A 15,932-nucleotide genomic window follows, 5' to 3' on the forward strand; every position below is an offset into this window, starting at 1 on the left:
GATTTTATGAATAAGGACGTAATTAAAAATTTAACTGCTCTTGCAGCAAAAGATGAATTAGAGTGGTTGGCGAAAGAGATCGCACGTCATGATGTACTTTATAATACTAATGACCATCCTGAAATTTCTGATGCCGAATATGATGCTTTGCGTCGCCGTAATGCAGAAATTGAAGCTTTATTTCCTGAACTCATTCGTTCTGATTCTCCTTCACGTAAAATTGGAGCACCGGTTTCTGAAAAATTTGAAAAAGCTGTTCATAAACAGGCGATGCTTTCACTTGATAATGCGTTTAATTCTAAAGATGTCAGTGAATTTATTGAGCGTATACGCCGTTTCTTGCGATTGCAAGAAACACAGATATTAGAAATAACAGCTGAACCAAAAATTGATGGTTTATCTTTATCTTTACGTTATGAAAAGGGAAGGCTTGTGCGTGCAGCAACGCGGGGTGATGGATATGTCGGTGAAAATGTAACTGCGAATGCGCGAACAATTTCTGATATTCCACAAGCTTTACAAGGTAAATTTCCTGATATTATCGAGGTTCGTGGTGAAGTTTATATGGGTAAGGAAGATTTCCAAGCACTAAATGTAAGCCAACAGGAGAGGGGGAGGCTAGTTTTTGCGAATCCTAGAAATGCGGCAGCTGGTTCTTTACGTCAACTTGATTCACGGATAACTGCTAGCAGAAAGCTTCGATTTTTTGCTTATGCTTATGGTGAAGTAAGCGAAATGTTTGCAGAAAATCAAATGGATATGATAAAAAAATTAGAGGAATATGGTTTTATTATCAATCCATTAACAAAAGTTTTTGAGACATTAGAAGAAATTATTGCGTATTATCATGATATTGAAGAATGCCGTCATTCTTTAAACTATGATATTGATGGGGTTGTCTATAAGGTTAATAATTTGATACTGCAAATGCGTTTAGGATTTGTATCTCGTTCGCCACGTTGGGCGATTGCGCATAAATTTCCAGCAGAAAAAGCTATAACAGTTTTGGAAAGTATTGATATTCAAGTCGGTCGAACTGGAGCATTAACGCCTGTTGCACGTTTGGCTCCTATCACTATTGGTGGTGTAGTGATTACAAATGCAAGTTTACATAATGAAGACTATATTAGAGGGATTGGTCATAAAGGTGAATTAATTCGTGAAGGGCGCGATATTCGGGTTGGAGATAGGGTGATTGTGCAACGTGCTGGTGATGTAATTCCTCAAATTGTAGATATTATTTCTGAAAAGCGCCCTCAAAATTCCTCTGCATTTGTTTTCCCTCATCTATGTCCAGCTTGTGGGAGTCATGCTGTTCGTGAAGAAGGAGAAGCTGTACGCCGGTGCACAGGTGGGCTTATTTGTCCAGCACAGGCGATAGAGCGTATTCGCCATTTTGTTTCGCGCAATGCTTTTGATATTGAAGGGCTTGGCAAAAAGCAGGTGGAGTTTTTCTTTAATGTTAAAGATAAGGCGCTTTGTATTCATACACCAGTGGATATCTTCACTTTACAACAACGCCAAGAAAAGTCTCTGACACGTTTAGAGAATATGGAAGGTTTTGGTGATGTTTCAGTTCGTAAGCTGTATGATGCTATTAATGCTCGCCGAAAAGTTTCTTTAAGCCGTTTTTTATTTGCATTAGGAATTCGTCATGTTGGAGAAGTTAATGCACGACGTCTTGCGCGTGCTTACCAAAATTATACGGCTTTTGAGACTGTAGCGATGGCAGCCACTATCCCATGCGATGAGACGGGTGAAGGGGGTAATGAGGCGTGGAAAGAACTTACCGGTATTGAAGGGATTGGGTTGCATGTAGGTAAGGCAATTGTTAATTTTTATCAAGAAATGCATAATCGTGAGATTTTATCTGCTTTGCTTAGAGAAGTAGTACCTCTTAATGAGGAAGCTCTGATGACATCTTACTCGCCAGTGTCGGGAAAGATAATTGTTTTTACAGGAACTCTAGAGCGTATGTCACGTGATGAGGCCAAAGCACTGGCGGAACGATTAGGTGCTAAGACATCCAGTTCTATTTCTAAAAAAACCGATATTCTTGTCGCTGGGCTTGGAGCAGGATCGAAATTGGACAAGGCTCAAGAGCTAGGTATAGAGATTATGGATGAAGAAACTTGGTTTAAGTTAATCGAGGAACATTATATCTAAAGCTTTCTTTTTCAAGAAGGATAAATAGGGCGAGTAGTAAATCTTTGTCTATGTGTTATTATGTAATGCAACCTTGTTAATAAGCTATTTTTATAACCTTTATCATTTTTGTAGAGAGCTCTGTTTTCTAATATTGTATATGGCGCTTATTTCTATAAGCAATGTTTTTTGTATTTTTGGGTAGCAAACATCCATCTTTCTCTTAAAAAGAGAAGAATTGTATTTTGCAAAAAATGAAGCGTGTTGATTTATTTAGATGGGCATCGTTACTTCTCGTGCCCATTTTTTTTCTTCTTCATTTAAGTAAGGCGCGTTGACTTGATAAACATGAGCGTGGTAGTCATTGAGCCATTGTTTTTCTTCTTGTGTTAGAAGCTCTGGTAGGATTAACTTCCTATCAATGGGGCAATTTGTCAGTGTTTCGAACGATAACATCTCTATATCACCATCATCAATTTTTTGTGCAGGTTTCACAACCATCAAATTTTCAATACGAATACCAAAAGCATTTTCACGATAATACCCAGGTTCATTAGAGACAATCATTCCAGGAATTAATTCTTGTTTTCCGCGACACGAAATGTTTTGTGGTCCTTCGTGAACAGAGAGATAAGATCCTACTCCATGACCAGTGCCATGGGCATAATCAAAACCAGCCTTCCATAATGCAATGCGTGCTAGGACATCAATATCTTGCCCGCGTGTACCTTTTGGGAATCGTGCAGTTGTAAGAGAAATCATACCTTTAAGGACAAGAGTAAAACACCGTTTTTCCTCTTTTCCAATATTTCCAATTGCCACTGTGCGTGTAACATCTGTCGTGCCATCACGATACTGTCCACCTGAATCAACAAGATAAAGTTCACCAGCATTTAATTGTTTACTTGTTTCGGTTGTTACGCGATAATGAATAATTGCACCATTTGCACCTGCTCCTGATATTGTATCAAAGGACAGGTCTTCAAGTTTTTCTCCCATTTCTTTTGCTGTTGTGATGCGGAATTCTTCTAATTTTTGAGCAGAAGAAATTTCATTCACTGTGCCTGGTGTTTGTTTATCTAGCCAAGAAAAAAAGCGGGTTAATGCTACACCATCGCGTAGATGTGCATTGCGTGCACCGTTTAGTTCTGCAGTATTTTTAATGGCACGTGGAAGAGCTGCTGGATCAGTCAGCGAAACGAAAGATCTGCCTTCTTCTTCAATTACAGTGCGTAATTTTTCACACGTTAACCGTGGATCTAGAGCAAAAGTCATTCCTTTTTGAACATAATCTTTGATTTTTGAAATCATTTGTTCTGGTTGATACAGTTTTGCGTAATTTTCCAGATATTGTTTTTGTTCTATACCGAGTTTTTTGTTATCTATAAATAAGGATGGTGTTTCTTTTGTTGGAATAAGAGCGAAGCAAAGAGGAAGAGGCGTATTGGAAACATCATTGCCACGTATATTGAATATCCACGCAATAGAGGAGGGATCTGTAAAAATAAAAGCATCTGCATTGGCTTGTTGTATGTTTTTACAAATTAACGCTAACTTTTTATCCGTCTCGCATCCTGCATATTTGAGAGGATGAAGAGATAAAGCCGACTGTGGTAATGGCGGTTGCGTATGCCAGATGAGGTCAATAGGATTGGATTGAACTGCAATAAGTTTTCCGTCTGTTGTAAATTCTAAAACTTGTTTCAAGAGATTTATGTCATTAATTGTGTGGAGCCATGGATCAAAGCCGATGGAGAGTTTTTGTGTATTTTGTTCAAGCCATTTTGATGGGGGATGCGTTATTAAATCTTCATAATTAAAAATATTAGGGTCGGTTTGTTGACGAACTTGGAGTTTATAGCGTCCATCTGTAAATATGATGGCTTTATTTTTTAAAATGAGTGCGATACCGGCTGATCCAGTAAAACCAGTTAACCAGCTAAGACGTTGCGCATGTGGGGGAACATATTCTCCTTGATGCTCATCTGCACGTGGAACAAGAAAACCATCTAATCCAAGGCGATCGAGTTCTTTACGAAGAGAAAAGACGCGTTCTGCTGCATAAGATGGATTTGTCTTTGCCTCAAAAGATTGATACATAAAGTGTTCCTTTTATTTTATTTTAGATGTATAGTGACCCATCCATTATGATTGTATGTTTCAACATGTTCTAGCCCCTGTTTGACATAAGTTTCCAAAACATGATTGCGTTGTTCTTCAATAATTCCAGATAATATAAGTGATCCACTTTTTTGGAGTACTTGTACTATTTCTGGCGCAAGTTCAACGAGAGGATTCGCAAGAATATTAGCAACAATGAGATCAAAGGGTGCACGTGATGTAATTTGATCATGGCTAAGGCCTGAAGCTGTCACAGCTGTGATGTATTTTTTTACGCCATTGAGTTGGATATTGTGTTGTGCAACTTGAATAGCAACTGGATCAATATCAGATGCAAGTACAGTAATAGGTTTGAGCATTGCGATGCCAATAGCGAGTACACCGCTACCGGTACCAAGATCAAGAGCATTTTGTGGATTTTCATTTTTCATCACTTTAGCAATCATTTCTAAACAACCAGCTGTTGTTCCGTGATGACCTGTCCCAAAGGCTTGATTAGCTTCAATTTCAATAGGTAAAACATTAGGTGGAATGTCGTTTCGGTGATGGCTGCCATAAAGAAAAAAAGGGCCTGCATGTACAGGTTTTAATTCTTCTAAACTTTTTTTTACCCAATCAATATTGGGTAAAAATTCTATATTAATTTTATCTGGATCTACTGACAGAATATGGGCAAAGCGCTGTAAAGCATTTTTTTTATTTGATCTGTCTACGTAAAGCGAAAGCTCATACATGGCATTCTTTTCATCTATTTCCACAAGAGCAAGAGGATATCCTTCTTCGTCAAATGCTGTTTCCATGAGAGCATAAAACTGCTCTGCTTCGCTTTTACAAGCAGTACAATACAAACGAATTTGCTGAGACATTATATTCTTTCTTTTAAGTGGCTTTGAAATTTATTTTGAAGCCAACTTTTTGAGCCGTTCAATAGCAATTTCGTCTCTTAATTCACTATCACCCTCTTTAGTGTTATAGGGGATAGTGCCAGCTAGTTTTCCACCTTTTTTTAGTAAAAAAACTGCTGCTGTGTGGTTATAAGTGTAATTTCCATCTATTCCTGATACTTTTTCGGCAACGATGTTGAAAGATTCTACCATTTTATGAACTTTTTCAGGATTTCCACTGATACCAACAATTTTATTATTAAAGTTGCTAAGATAATCATGAAGTACTTCTGGTGTATCGCGCTCAGGATCAATAGTAACAAACCATACTCCCAATTTATCAGCCTTTGAGCCAAGTTCTGTAAGCCATCGATCAAGGTTGGCCAATGTAGTTGGGCAAACCTCAGGACACATCGTAAAGCCAAAGAAAACAATAGAGGGTTTTTCTCGAATATCAGCTTCGGTGACAGTTTTTCCATTAGAATCAATCAGTATAAAATCATCACCCAAAGGTTTATTTTTATACGCATCGTAAATAAAAACTCCAGCAAGAAATACAACTGTTATTCCTAAAATGCGTATTACACTTTTCATAGTCTGACCCTCTTATAAATGTCAAAAAATTACGGCGTTGGCGGGTTAGTTTTGCAATTCTTTAATAATTGATTTTGTCCGTTTGTTTGATACACTTTCTCATATTATTTATGGAAAAACAATTGGTAGAAGGTAAATAAATTCCTCTTCGGATTTTCTATTTTTTGAGAATAAACCATTATATTAATTACAACAGCATGATTTTATGGCTATAAATTGGAATGCTATGTAAAAATAAATGAGATGACAGTTTTGCACGGTATAACTGTTGAGATTTTTTATTTTGAATAGAACAGTTAAACTATTAAAAGCAGGTGGTTGTGCGTTTGTTTTTATTGCATCATGTCTATATGATGAGGGCATAAAATATTCCACCAGAGTGGATTTTAATCCGTAATAATATACCATTTTAACAAATATTTTCATTCTATGCGAAAGTCGTCGTATAAAACAGTTATTATTTATGTTGAAGGAGATAGTTGAATATGAGGCTGCCATTAATGTTAATGCTGTTTTCATAAAAGATTACACTTTATTATATGATGGTCGCTAATATTTTTACAAAGCAATTGCAAATTTTATAATTCAGATATTTTTAAATATAACTCAAGGGGGGATTAGTCATTTGATGAAATTTGCACCTGTTATTTGAACGTGTAGGTTTGTATTTGCTGATTGCTATTTTTAAAAAATAGAGGCAACATTGAAAATAAAATGAAGAGATGAATTCATTATACATAATACATATATGCTAAGCTTTACTTACAAAATTGTCGAGTACGCGCTTTTCTCCAGCTTTTTCAAACGCGATAGTTAACTTATGGCCATCTGTTGCTAAAATGCGACCATAACCAAATTTTATGTGAAAAACTCTATCATTAATTAAAAAGTTTGATGGTGCATTAGATATTGATTCGGTGGTAATTTTTTCTTCAATATTTTTTTGTGCACGCTTCCATCCTGGTGTTGAATAATCGGTACTAAAGGGGTTTGACTGTTTAAAGCGCGACTTTCCATACCCGCCATAAGATGTTTCCATTTCAACTACTTCTATATGTTCTTCTGGTAATTCATCAAGAAAACGAGAGGGAATTGAAGATTGCCAAAGTCCATGAATCCTTCGATTAGAGACAAACCATATATGCAAATGTTTTTTTGCTCTTGTTAGCCCTACATAAGCTAATCGCCGTTCTTCTTCTAATCCTGAGCGCCCGCCTTCATCTAATGATCGCTGATGAGGAAAGAGTCCTTCTTCCCACCCAGGGAGAAAAACTGTCTCAAATTCAAGTCCTTTGGCTGAATGAAGAGTCATAATGTTGATTGCATCCATATCTTCATTATTTTCAGAATCCATAACCAGTGCAACATGTTCTAAAAAGCTATGCAGGCTCTCAAACTGCTCTATAGAGCGGATCATTTCTTTGAGATTTTCTAATCGTGTTGATGCTTCTGGTGAACGATCTTCTAACCACATAGCGGTATAACCTGATTCATCAAGAATGGTTTCGGCAAGCTCTTTATGAGGCGTGTATCGCAGCATATTTTGCCAGCGGTGAAAATTTTCAATAATGCTTCGTAAAGAACTGCGGGCTTTGGGTTTTAATTCATCTGTTTCAATTATTTCCGTAGCGGCAGTAAAGAGGGGAATAGCACGTGTACGGGCACTTTCATAAAGGGTGCGTAGAGTTGCGTCTCCTAAGCCTCGTTTAGGTGTATTGATAATACGTTCAAAAGCTAAATCATCTGCAGGTTGGACAACAACCCGCAAATAAGCCATAGCATCACGGATTTCCATTCGTTCATAAAAGCGTGGGCCACCAATAACGCGGTAATTAAGACCAAGTGTGACAAAACGATCTTCAAATTCCCGCATTTGGAGTGATGCTCGCACCAATATAGCCATATGATTTAATGAATGGCCAGCCCGTTGCGCTCGTTCAATTTCTTCTCCGATTGCACGTGCTTCTTCTCCTGAATCCCATGCTGCATGAATTTTTACTTTTTCTTCATCACCATCATTATTAATTTGATCAGAGAAAAGTACTTTTCCAAACCTTCCTTGATTATGAGAAATTAGATGAGAAGCTGTTTTAAGAATATGTGATGTTGAACGATAATTGTGTTCCAAACGAATAATTTTTGCAGAAGGGAAATCTTTTTCAAAGCGCAATATATTGTCAACTTTAGCACCACGCCATCCATAGATGGACTGATCATCATCGCCGACATAACAAAGGTTGACATTCTGTCCTTTAGGCTGTTGCGCTAAAAGGCGAAGCCAAAGATATTGGGCTGTATTTGTATCTTGATATTCATCCACAAGGATATAACGGAATTTGGAGTGATAGTCGCGAAGAATATCCGTATGATGTTGGAAAATCGAGATGGAATGAAGCAAAAGATCGCCGAAATCACAAGCATTAAGGTTTTTTAATCGATTTTGGTAGCTGCGATAAAGTTGGCGTCCCATACCATTTCCAAAAGAATGGGCATGACTTTCTGAAAGATGCTCTGGTGAAAGTCCTTGATTTTTCCAAGAATCAATCATTGTGGCGAAATTACGAGCTGGCCAACGCTTATCATCTAATCCTTCAGCTTGAATAAGTTGTTTTAAAAGACGAATAACATCATCGCTATCAAGAATTGTAAAATTGCTTTTTAAACCAATAAGTTCTGCGTGACGGCGTAAAATTTTTGCTCCAGTCGAATGAAATGTTCCAAGCCAAGGCATACCTTCGACCGTTTCACCAATAAGTTCACCAATACGCATTTTCATTTCGCGAGCTGCTTTGTTCGTGAAAGTTACTGCTAATATTTGTTTAGGTGATGCAAGCCCAGAACGCAAAATATGAGCAATGCGCGTGGTTAGGACACGTGTTTTTCCCGTTCCTGCCCCAGCCAGAACCAAAAGAGGTCCTTCTGTATGCATGACGGCTTGTCGTTGTGCAGGATTGAGCTTTTCTAAATAGTCTGCATCACACAGTGTTTTTGTTATTGTGGTATTAGTGGTTAGCTCAGAGGTATTCTTATGGGAAGGAGTTTCATCTTCAAAAAATGGTATGTGATCGGAAAAATTATTCATTGCATCCTTTTTTAGTACTTTTTTAATTTGAACGCTAGATCTAAAAAAAAAAATCTTATGAAAGCCATACGGCCTTAAGTTGAGTAAGAAGATAAAAATTAAAAAAGAAAAGATAAAAGCGTGATATTAAAGACGTTGATTAAGAATGCTGTGGAGTGCATAAATGCGTAATGAAGCCGAAAGAGTCAACTGCGGTGGTCTTTGGCTGTCTATATCAGTGATAATAAAAGCTAAAGATTGCCCTTTTTTGCGCGCTATATCTTTAAGGATTTCTATAAATGGTTGTTCCAAAGATATGCTTGTTGGGTGCCCATCAATTCGAACAGATATTTTTTTCGGAATTACTTTAGACCAATCGATCAAGTTATTTGTATGCATTTTCGTCTACTCTTATTCATCGCCATCTAAATTATTTTGATCAAGAAACTTTTTTATTTTTATGGCTTCTCTTTTCTCAAAGAGTTTTTCAGCTTTTGTTCTTCCAAAACGATAGCGATTTTCTTCTGCATGAACAGCTTGTTTCACGCGCTTTTTTTGTTTTCGAAAGTGACGAAGGTTAATCAGTTCAGCCATGGGTAAATTTATTTATTTTTCCGAAAAGAATCTAAAGAAACAACATCAGCGCTTTGTTTGGTATCACTGTTCGATGGTTCTTTATCTGTTTTAGAATTGTATTCTTTTGTTAATACATTTTCTTTTTTCGGTTTGTTTGATGGAATGATAGGGGTACACGCAGAACTTTCTGAGTTTTCATCTTCTCCAGAAGAGAGATTGGAAGGTAAATCAAATGCTGCTTCAAATGCTGCAACAGGATCATAAAAAACTTGGATAGAAGTAAATGGGATTACCAATTTTTCACTAATTTCTTGGAAAGAGAGCGTTACTTCGAAAGCTGTTTCCAATACGCTCAAATTTCTAAATTGATGTTGTAGCACAATCGTCATCTGTTCGGGATAGCGGTTTTTGAGTCGAGTAGAAATTTTTACTCCTGGTGCATTTGTTAAAAAAGTAATAAAAAAATGATGTTTTCCTGGAAGACCTGCTTTGGCAACTTCCAATAACACTTTACGTATCACTCCACGCAGGGCATCCTGAACGAGAACATCGTAACGGATTTGATCTTGAACCATTGAAGTTTATTCCTTTTATTTAACAAAATCTCTGAACATGAGTGATAATCGTACAATGAAATGTTTTTAAAGCTAGCAATATTTTGTTATGACGCACCTAATATCGATAAAAACATAAAATTTATGACAAATAATATCTGAAAGATCAATTAATAATACTTTAAAAGTGAAGGCTTCTGTTGCCAGGTGCCTCCGAACCCCGCTTAAATCTGCGACGATTTAAGGCTTAGTTTGAAACATTCGCGCTGCATTAAGCGGCGAGACGTGCTTCCGCATAGTTGTCATTTGCAACTACTAATTTAGTCCGATAACGGTGGTACTATGCCGAGTAAAAAAGCAATCTTTACGCTCTTGTCGATCCTATTTCGCCCCCACCAAAATATAATTTTTGTCTGTTATATTTTGGTGGAGGCGCCGGGTACCGCCCCCGGGTCCAATGAGTTTATTTCATTGTTCGTTTATTACCATAGCTGGAAACCAGCTCTTTAAATATAGATGAAGAATAGGCTTTAGAAAAGGGGGGAATGTTAATTTTTGATCATCCAGTTTCTGATTAAGCTATATAATAAATTTAAAAATTTCTTTTAATTTTGAAGAGGAGATATGAAAATAATAAAGATTTGGCAGATTATGAAATATATGATGAGAGTTTTATGAAGCAGCAATAAAACGTCTGGAATATCATTTAGTTAGTGATACAAAGTAGGATTTACAGTTAATAATTCATCATGCTTTAAAAAATTAAAGTGCGTTTAAAAATGGATTCAGATGTATTAAATTTTGATGAAAAAAGCGCTAACTAAATAATATTTTGAAAATTGTAGATATGATATTTTAAAAGTTAGAAAAAGAGCCGTGTGATCTTTTATTTGCTTGTTATCAAAAAATTAAACGTACTTGGCAAATTTAAGTAATTCCAAATTTATTGAGCTTTTTTAAATTTTATATAAAATTAATGAATACTATCTCCTTGAAGATATCCTTCTTTTTTAACATCTGGTATAAAGAGAAGTGCAATGAATGCCATGATCATGATACCTGTTGTGTAAAAATAAAAGATGGATTCATATCCAATATTTTTTAACTCAAGAGCAACGTATTCAGCAGAACCACCAAGCAATGCATTGCCAATAGCATGAGATATTTTAATTCCTAGTGTTCGTACTGAAGAAGGAAACATTGCTGATTTTATGATACCAGAAATGGATGTATAAAAACTCATACTACAGAGTAGTTCAATAATAGTGAATAGAGCTACCTATGTGCTGTCAGTGCTCCCAAAAAATTTCATTCTAGGGGATGGTCAAAATAGTAGCTAATACACTCCAAATAAAAGCTGCATTTTTTACCCCAATTTTATCGGCTAAAATACCACATACAGGTTGAAGTAGCATGAAAATAAAAAGTGCGACAGTCATGATTGTTGTGGCAGTATATTTATCAAATCCAGTTGTTGTGATAAGATATTTCTGCATATAAGTGGTGTATGTGTAAAATGTAAGTGATCCTCCAGCTGTGAAGCCTATAACCAGCAAAAAAGTTTTTATGTGATTGCTTAGAAGTTTTCAAGAGTTTTAGTTTTTTGTTCAGCACGACTTTCTTTGGTGGTTGTTTCGTGAAGAGAGCGGCGTAGAATAAATTGAAATAATCGCTGCTATCCTTCCAATTGCAAAAGGAATACGCTAATCCCATGCTTATAATTGATCTTCTGTGAGATAGATGCTAGAAGGAACATAACCAAGCTCGCAAGAAGCTGTCTACCAATGATTGTCGCATATTGAAAGGGGCTAAAAAAACACGACGGTTTTTAAGAGCAATTTCACTCATATAAGTTGCTGTTGTTCCATATTCACCACCAACTGAAAGGCCTTGCACCATACGGATTAAAATTAGCAAAACTCCTGCGGCTGCACCAATGGTCTCATAAGTAGGAAGAATGGCAATTAAGAATGAGCCACCGTACATCATGAAAACAGAAATGAGCATTGATAGTTTTCATCCACAACGATCAGCAATCAACCCAATCGCCGACCGAACGTATAGGGAACCCAATAAAAAAGACAAAAGAAGATTTTAAAAGTTGGGTAACATGATCTCCATCTGATGGAAAAAATTGTGATGAAAAATAAATAGATGCGAAGGAATAAACATAAAAGTCGTACCATTCCACCAAATTTCCTGATGCACTCTCTATGATAGAGAAAGTGCATTTTCTTGTATCCATATGGTGTTAGAGTTTCTTTATTGGCCGTAATTTTTATCCCTCACAGAAATAATTACCTTAGGGATGTTACAGTATTTTATTTTTGCGTCAAAATTTTCTATGTAATCTATTTATATTTTTACGGGTTTTACAGTTTTTATAATTAGCATAACCTCTTCTGATATTTATTATGTAAACTTTTTTTGATATGGAAACTTTTTTTGATATGGAAACTTACCTCAATCTCTTATCTTATGTGCTAAATCAAGGCATTGATCGTAAAGATCGAACTGGTGTGGGAACGAGGTCGGTTTTTGGGTATCAGATGCGGTTTAATTTACAAGATGGATTTCCTTTGTTGACAACAAAGAGATTGCATTTGCGCTCGATTATTTATGAACTTTTGTGGTTTCTTAGAGGTGATACCAATGTTGCATGGTTGCAGAAACATGGTGTATCAATCTGGGATGAATGGGCGGACGAAAAGGGTGATCTTGGCCCTATATATGGCTATCAGTGGCGTTCTTGGCCAGCTCCTCATGGGTATTATATTGATCAAATTGCGAATCTTTTGACAATGATTAAGGAAACACCAGAGTCTCGTCGTTTAGTTGTATCTGCGTGGAATCCCGCATTTATAGAGGAAATGGCGTTACCACCTTGTCATTGTCTTTTTCAATTTTATGTTGCTGATGGTAAATTATCTTGCCAGCTCTATCAGCGTTCAGCAGATATTTTTTTAGGAGTTCCGTTCAATATTGCTTCATATGCATTGTTAACGATGATGGTTGCGCAAATCAGTGGACTTAAAGCAGGTGATTTTATTCACACTTTGGGTGATGCTCACCTTTATTTAAATCATTTTGAACAGGCTAGATACCAATTATCTCGTACACCAAATGATTTACCGGTGATGCTTATAAATCCAGCGGTAAAATGTCTTTTTTCTTTTAAATTTGAGGATTTTGAATTGTTGAATTATAATGCTCATCCTAATATCAAGGCGCCAGTAGCGATATGACTTTTCCAGTTTATTTAATTGCAGCTGTTGCAAAAAATGGTGTTATTGGTCGCGAGGGAGCGATGCCTTGGCACTTATCGACAGATTTGAAGAGATTTAAGAGTTTGACTTGGGGTAGACCCATCATTATGGGGCGAAAAACTTTTGATTCTATTGGGCGTCCTTTACCTGAACGTGTAAATATTGTAATTTCCAGAAATCGTGCATTTGCGGCTGAAGGTGTAATTATTGCTCATTCTTTATCTCAAGCCTATTCTATTGCAAAAAGGGTTGCTTCTCAAAATGGTGCAGATGCAACTTTTATTATTGGTGGTGGTGAAATTTTTAAACAAGGATTGAGTATTGCTGATAAAATATTCTTAACAGAAGTTTTGGATTTCATTGAAGGTGATAGTTTTTTTCCTGTTTTTGATAAGAAAAAGTGGGCTATAACGCAAACACAGTATGTTCCACAGGGAGATAAAGACAGTCATGCTACACGTTTTATAATTTATGAGCGAAGAGATTATTTGTAATTAAATAGCCTATGAGTCGTATTGTAATCAAATAAAAGGCACTCTATAAGATTAAGTGAGTAGTTGGTGTTTCGTTTATGTGCTAAGTTAAAGAGGTAATGATGCCCTGGACAAATCAGAATGGCAGTGGGCCATGGAGTGGCGATAAAAATAAGCTTGGTGGTGATAAAAAAACACCAGCTAAGAATCTCTTTGGTTCTGGTGGTAATAGTGGTGGTGATAATAATCCCAATCTTGATAATATTTTACGTAAAGGCCAGGATCAGCTTAAACAATTTGGTGAAGGTGGGATTTTGATTCTCCTGCTCATTCTTGCTGTATTTTTTGTTTTATACCAATCAGCTTATATTGTTCAGCAAAATGAACAGGCAGTGGAATTACGTTTTGGTGTTCCTAAAGAGGCGATTATCGGTGATGGCTTGCATTTTCATTTTTGGCCAATTGAAACCTATATGAAAGTGCCTTTAACGGAAAAAACAATTACGATTGGTGGTCAGCCTGGTCAGGCGCAACAAAGTGAAGGCTTGATGCTTTCGAGTGATCAAAATATTGTTAATGTTAATTTTTCTGTTTATTATAGGATTTCAAATCCTCGTCAATTTTTATTTAATGTGAATGATCAAGAAGGCACTGTCCGTCAAGTTGCTGAGAGTGCAATGCGTGAAGTTATTGGGTCTCGGCCAGTTGATGATGTTTTGCGTGACAAAAAAGAAGAAGTTGCTGATGATGTCAAAAAGATTATTCAATTAACTGTAGATAAATATCAGCTTGGTGTTGAGATAAATCGTGTGTCTATAAGTGAAGCTGCTCCTCCTACTAAGGTTGCTGCTGCATTTAATTCTGTTCAGCAGGCGGAGCAGGAGCGTGGGCGAATGATTGAAGAGGGGAATCGCGTGCGTTTCACTAAAATTGGTTTAGCCAATGGTGAAGCTTCACGCACACGGGAAGTTGCAAAAGGTGAAAAAGCGCGCATGGTTGAAGAGGCAAGAGGACGTGCTGAGCGATTCCGCACTATTGCTCATGAGGCTGCAATTTCACCAGAAGCTGTTCGCTATCGTCTTTATATGGAGATGATGGGTCGTGTTCTTTCTTCACAAAATAAATTAGTTTTTGATCAAGTACATTCTTCAGTGGTGCCATATTTACCCTTGAGTGAATTGTTGAATGGCAATTCATCAGAGGGCGCGAAGATAAAGTCAGCACATCCTTCGCTATCTGGTTTTAGCATTTCTGGAGGACGTTAATTATGCAACAATCTCGTTTTTTGTATGTGTTTGGCGCGATAGTACTTGTTTTAATCGCTTTATGGATGTCCATTTTTATTGTCTATCCTCGTCAGCAGGTGGTCATCAAGCGTTTTGGACAAATCGTTAAGGTAGAACCTGATCCTGGTATTTACTTTAAGATCCCTTTTTTGGATAAGATGGTTGTTCTTGATAATAGGTTGTTACGTTATGATGTGCCTACACAATCTGTGCAGGTTCGTGGTGGTGCTTATTATGAAGTGGATGCGTTCTTTATTTACCGTATTGCAGACTCTAAGTTGTTTTTACAACGCATTGCATCGGGACGGCCACAAATCGCTGCTCGTGAAAATCTTGCACCACGTTTTATTGATGCTTTGCGTGCCGTTTATGGGAAAAGGGAGTTCAAAGCAGCTTTATCAGATGAACGAGGTGCGATGATGGCTGAAGTACAGCGGCAATTTTCTGTCGATGCAGGGTCATTGGGTATTACCATTGTTGATGTGCGCATTCGTAAAACCGATTTGACAGATGCTGTTTCAGAGGATGTATATCGACAAATGGCTGCAGAACGCGAGGCTGCGGCAGAACATATTCGTGCTCGTGGTCAGCAGGAGCGGGATCGTATTGTGGCAGAAGCTAATCGTGAATATGAAGAAATTGTAGCAGCTGCAAAGCGTGATGCTGAAATTACCCGTGGTGAAGGACAGGCTGAAAGTATCCGTCTTTTATTGAATGCGCGAGAAATTAATCCGTCTTTTTACGATTTTTGGTTAGCAATGGAACAGTATAAGAGCTTGGAACGTACTCCAATGGTGGTTTCGCCAGATGAAGCTTTCTTTTTCTATTTTCGTAATCCGCCGCAAGAAAATAGGATATTCTCACCATCAATGAAGATGGGTCTCGATAGTGCTGGTTCCAAGTCTGGAGGAGAATAACGAGACGGTAAATTATGGTTGTTGAGTTTTTCATGAAAGATTTGATCTGTAGTTT

General features: G+C 37.1%; 12 protein-coding genes, 1 other RNA gene and 1 pseudogene. 5 read left to right on the forward strand and 9 right to left on the reverse strand.

Annotation, left to right across the window (positions count from 1 at the left end; all coding sequences use genetic code 11):
- The first annotated feature begins 6 nt into the window (after positions 1–6).
- Positions 7–2,166, forward strand: coding sequence for an NAD-dependent DNA ligase LigA (gene ligA, locus WCP78_RS05605; RefSeq protein ID WP_336279525.1), 2,160 nt, complete (start codon positions 7–9; stop codon positions 2,164–2,166).
- Positions 2,167–2,418: 252 nt separating this feature from the next.
- On the opposite strand, the gene WCP78_RS05610 is transcribed toward ligA, so the two are convergent.
- The 9 genes and pseudogenes from WCP78_RS05610 to WCP78_RS05650 all read right to left on the reverse strand — a co-directional run bounded on the left by WCP78_RS05610 (position 2,419) and on the right by WCP78_RS05650 (position 12,211).
- Positions 2,419–4,245: an aminopeptidase P family protein gene (locus WCP78_RS05610; protein WP_336279526.1), complete on the reverse strand. Its 1,827-nt coding sequence runs from the start codon at positions 4,243–4,245 to the stop codon at positions 2,419–2,421.
- A 17-nt stretch (positions 4,246–4,262) separates the two neighbouring features.
- Positions 4,263–5,132 carry a 50S ribosomal protein L11 methyltransferase gene (locus WCP78_RS05615; RefSeq protein ID WP_336279527.1) on the reverse strand — a complete coding sequence of 290 codons (870 nt, stop codon included), beginning with the start codon at positions 5,130–5,132 and terminating at the stop codon, positions 4,263–4,265.
- 30 nt (positions 5,133–5,162) lie between these two features.
- Positions 5,163–5,744 (reverse strand): SCO family protein, encoded by a 582-nt coding sequence (locus WCP78_RS05620; protein ID WP_336279528.1) that lies wholly within the window; start codon positions 5,742–5,744, stop codon positions 5,163–5,165.
- Positions 5,745–6,495: 751 nt separating this feature from the next.
- Positions 6,496–8,826 carry an ATP-dependent helicase gene (locus WCP78_RS05625; protein WP_336279529.1) on the reverse strand — a complete coding sequence of 777 codons (2,331 nt, stop codon included), beginning with the start codon at positions 8,824–8,826 and terminating at the stop codon, positions 6,496–6,498.
- Between the two features lie 126 nt (positions 8,827–8,952).
- Positions 8,953–9,204, reverse strand: a complete 252-nt coding sequence (locus WCP78_RS05630) for a ribbon-helix-helix domain-containing protein (protein WP_336279530.1) — start codon at positions 9,202–9,204, stop codon at positions 8,953–8,955.
- Between the two features lie 12 nt (positions 9,205–9,216).
- A complete protein-coding gene (locus WCP78_RS05635; protein WP_336279531.1) occupies positions 9,217–9,399 on the reverse strand; it encodes a DUF4169 family protein in 183 nt (60 codons plus the stop codon).
- A gap of 8 nt (positions 9,400–9,407) precedes the next feature.
- The gene (locus WCP78_RS05640; protein ID WP_336279532.1) at positions 9,408–9,956 is read right to left on the reverse strand and encodes an SspB family protein; all 549 of its coding nucleotides are present in this window, start codon (positions 9,954–9,956) and stop codon (positions 9,408–9,410) included.
- Between the two features lie 165 nt (positions 9,957–10,121).
- Positions 10,122–10,477, reverse strand: a transfer-messenger RNA (tmRNA) gene (ssrA, locus tag WCP78_RS05645).
- Between the two features lie 431 nt (positions 10,478–10,908).
- A pseudogene (locus WCP78_RS05650) lies at positions 10,909–12,211 on the reverse strand (MFS transporter).
- Between the two features lie 174 nt (positions 12,212–12,385).
- Here WCP78_RS05650 and WCP78_RS05655 point away from each other — a divergent pair.
- From WCP78_RS05655 to hflC, 4 genes are all read left to right on the forward strand, one after another.
- Positions 12,386–13,180, forward strand: coding sequence for a thymidylate synthase (locus WCP78_RS05655; protein WP_336279533.1), 795 nt, complete (start codon positions 12,386–12,388; stop codon positions 13,178–13,180).
- Positions 13,177–13,695: a dihydrofolate reductase gene (locus WCP78_RS05660; protein ID WP_336279534.1), complete on the forward strand. Its 519-nt coding sequence runs from the start codon at positions 13,177–13,179 to the stop codon at positions 13,693–13,695. Before WCP78_RS05655 ends, WCP78_RS05660 begins: the two co-directional genes overlap by 4 nt.
- A gap of 101 nt (positions 13,696–13,796) precedes the next feature.
- The gene (gene hflK, locus WCP78_RS05665; RefSeq protein ID WP_336279574.1) at positions 13,797–14,939 is read left to right on the forward strand and encodes an FtsH protease activity modulator HflK; all 1,143 of its coding nucleotides are present in this window, start codon (positions 13,797–13,799) and stop codon (positions 14,937–14,939) included.
- Positions 14,940–14,941: 2 nt separating this feature from the next.
- Positions 14,942–15,877 carry a protease modulator HflC gene (gene hflC / locus WCP78_RS05670; RefSeq protein ID WP_336279535.1) on the forward strand — a complete coding sequence of 312 codons (936 nt, stop codon included), beginning with the start codon at positions 14,942–14,944 and terminating at the stop codon, positions 15,875–15,877.
- The last annotated feature ends 55 nt before the right edge of the window (positions 15,878–15,932 follow it).

It is taken from the genome of Bartonella occidentalis (assembly GCF_037070875.1).
GTDB lineage: Bacteria > Pseudomonadota > Alphaproteobacteria > Rhizobiales > Rhizobiaceae > Bartonella.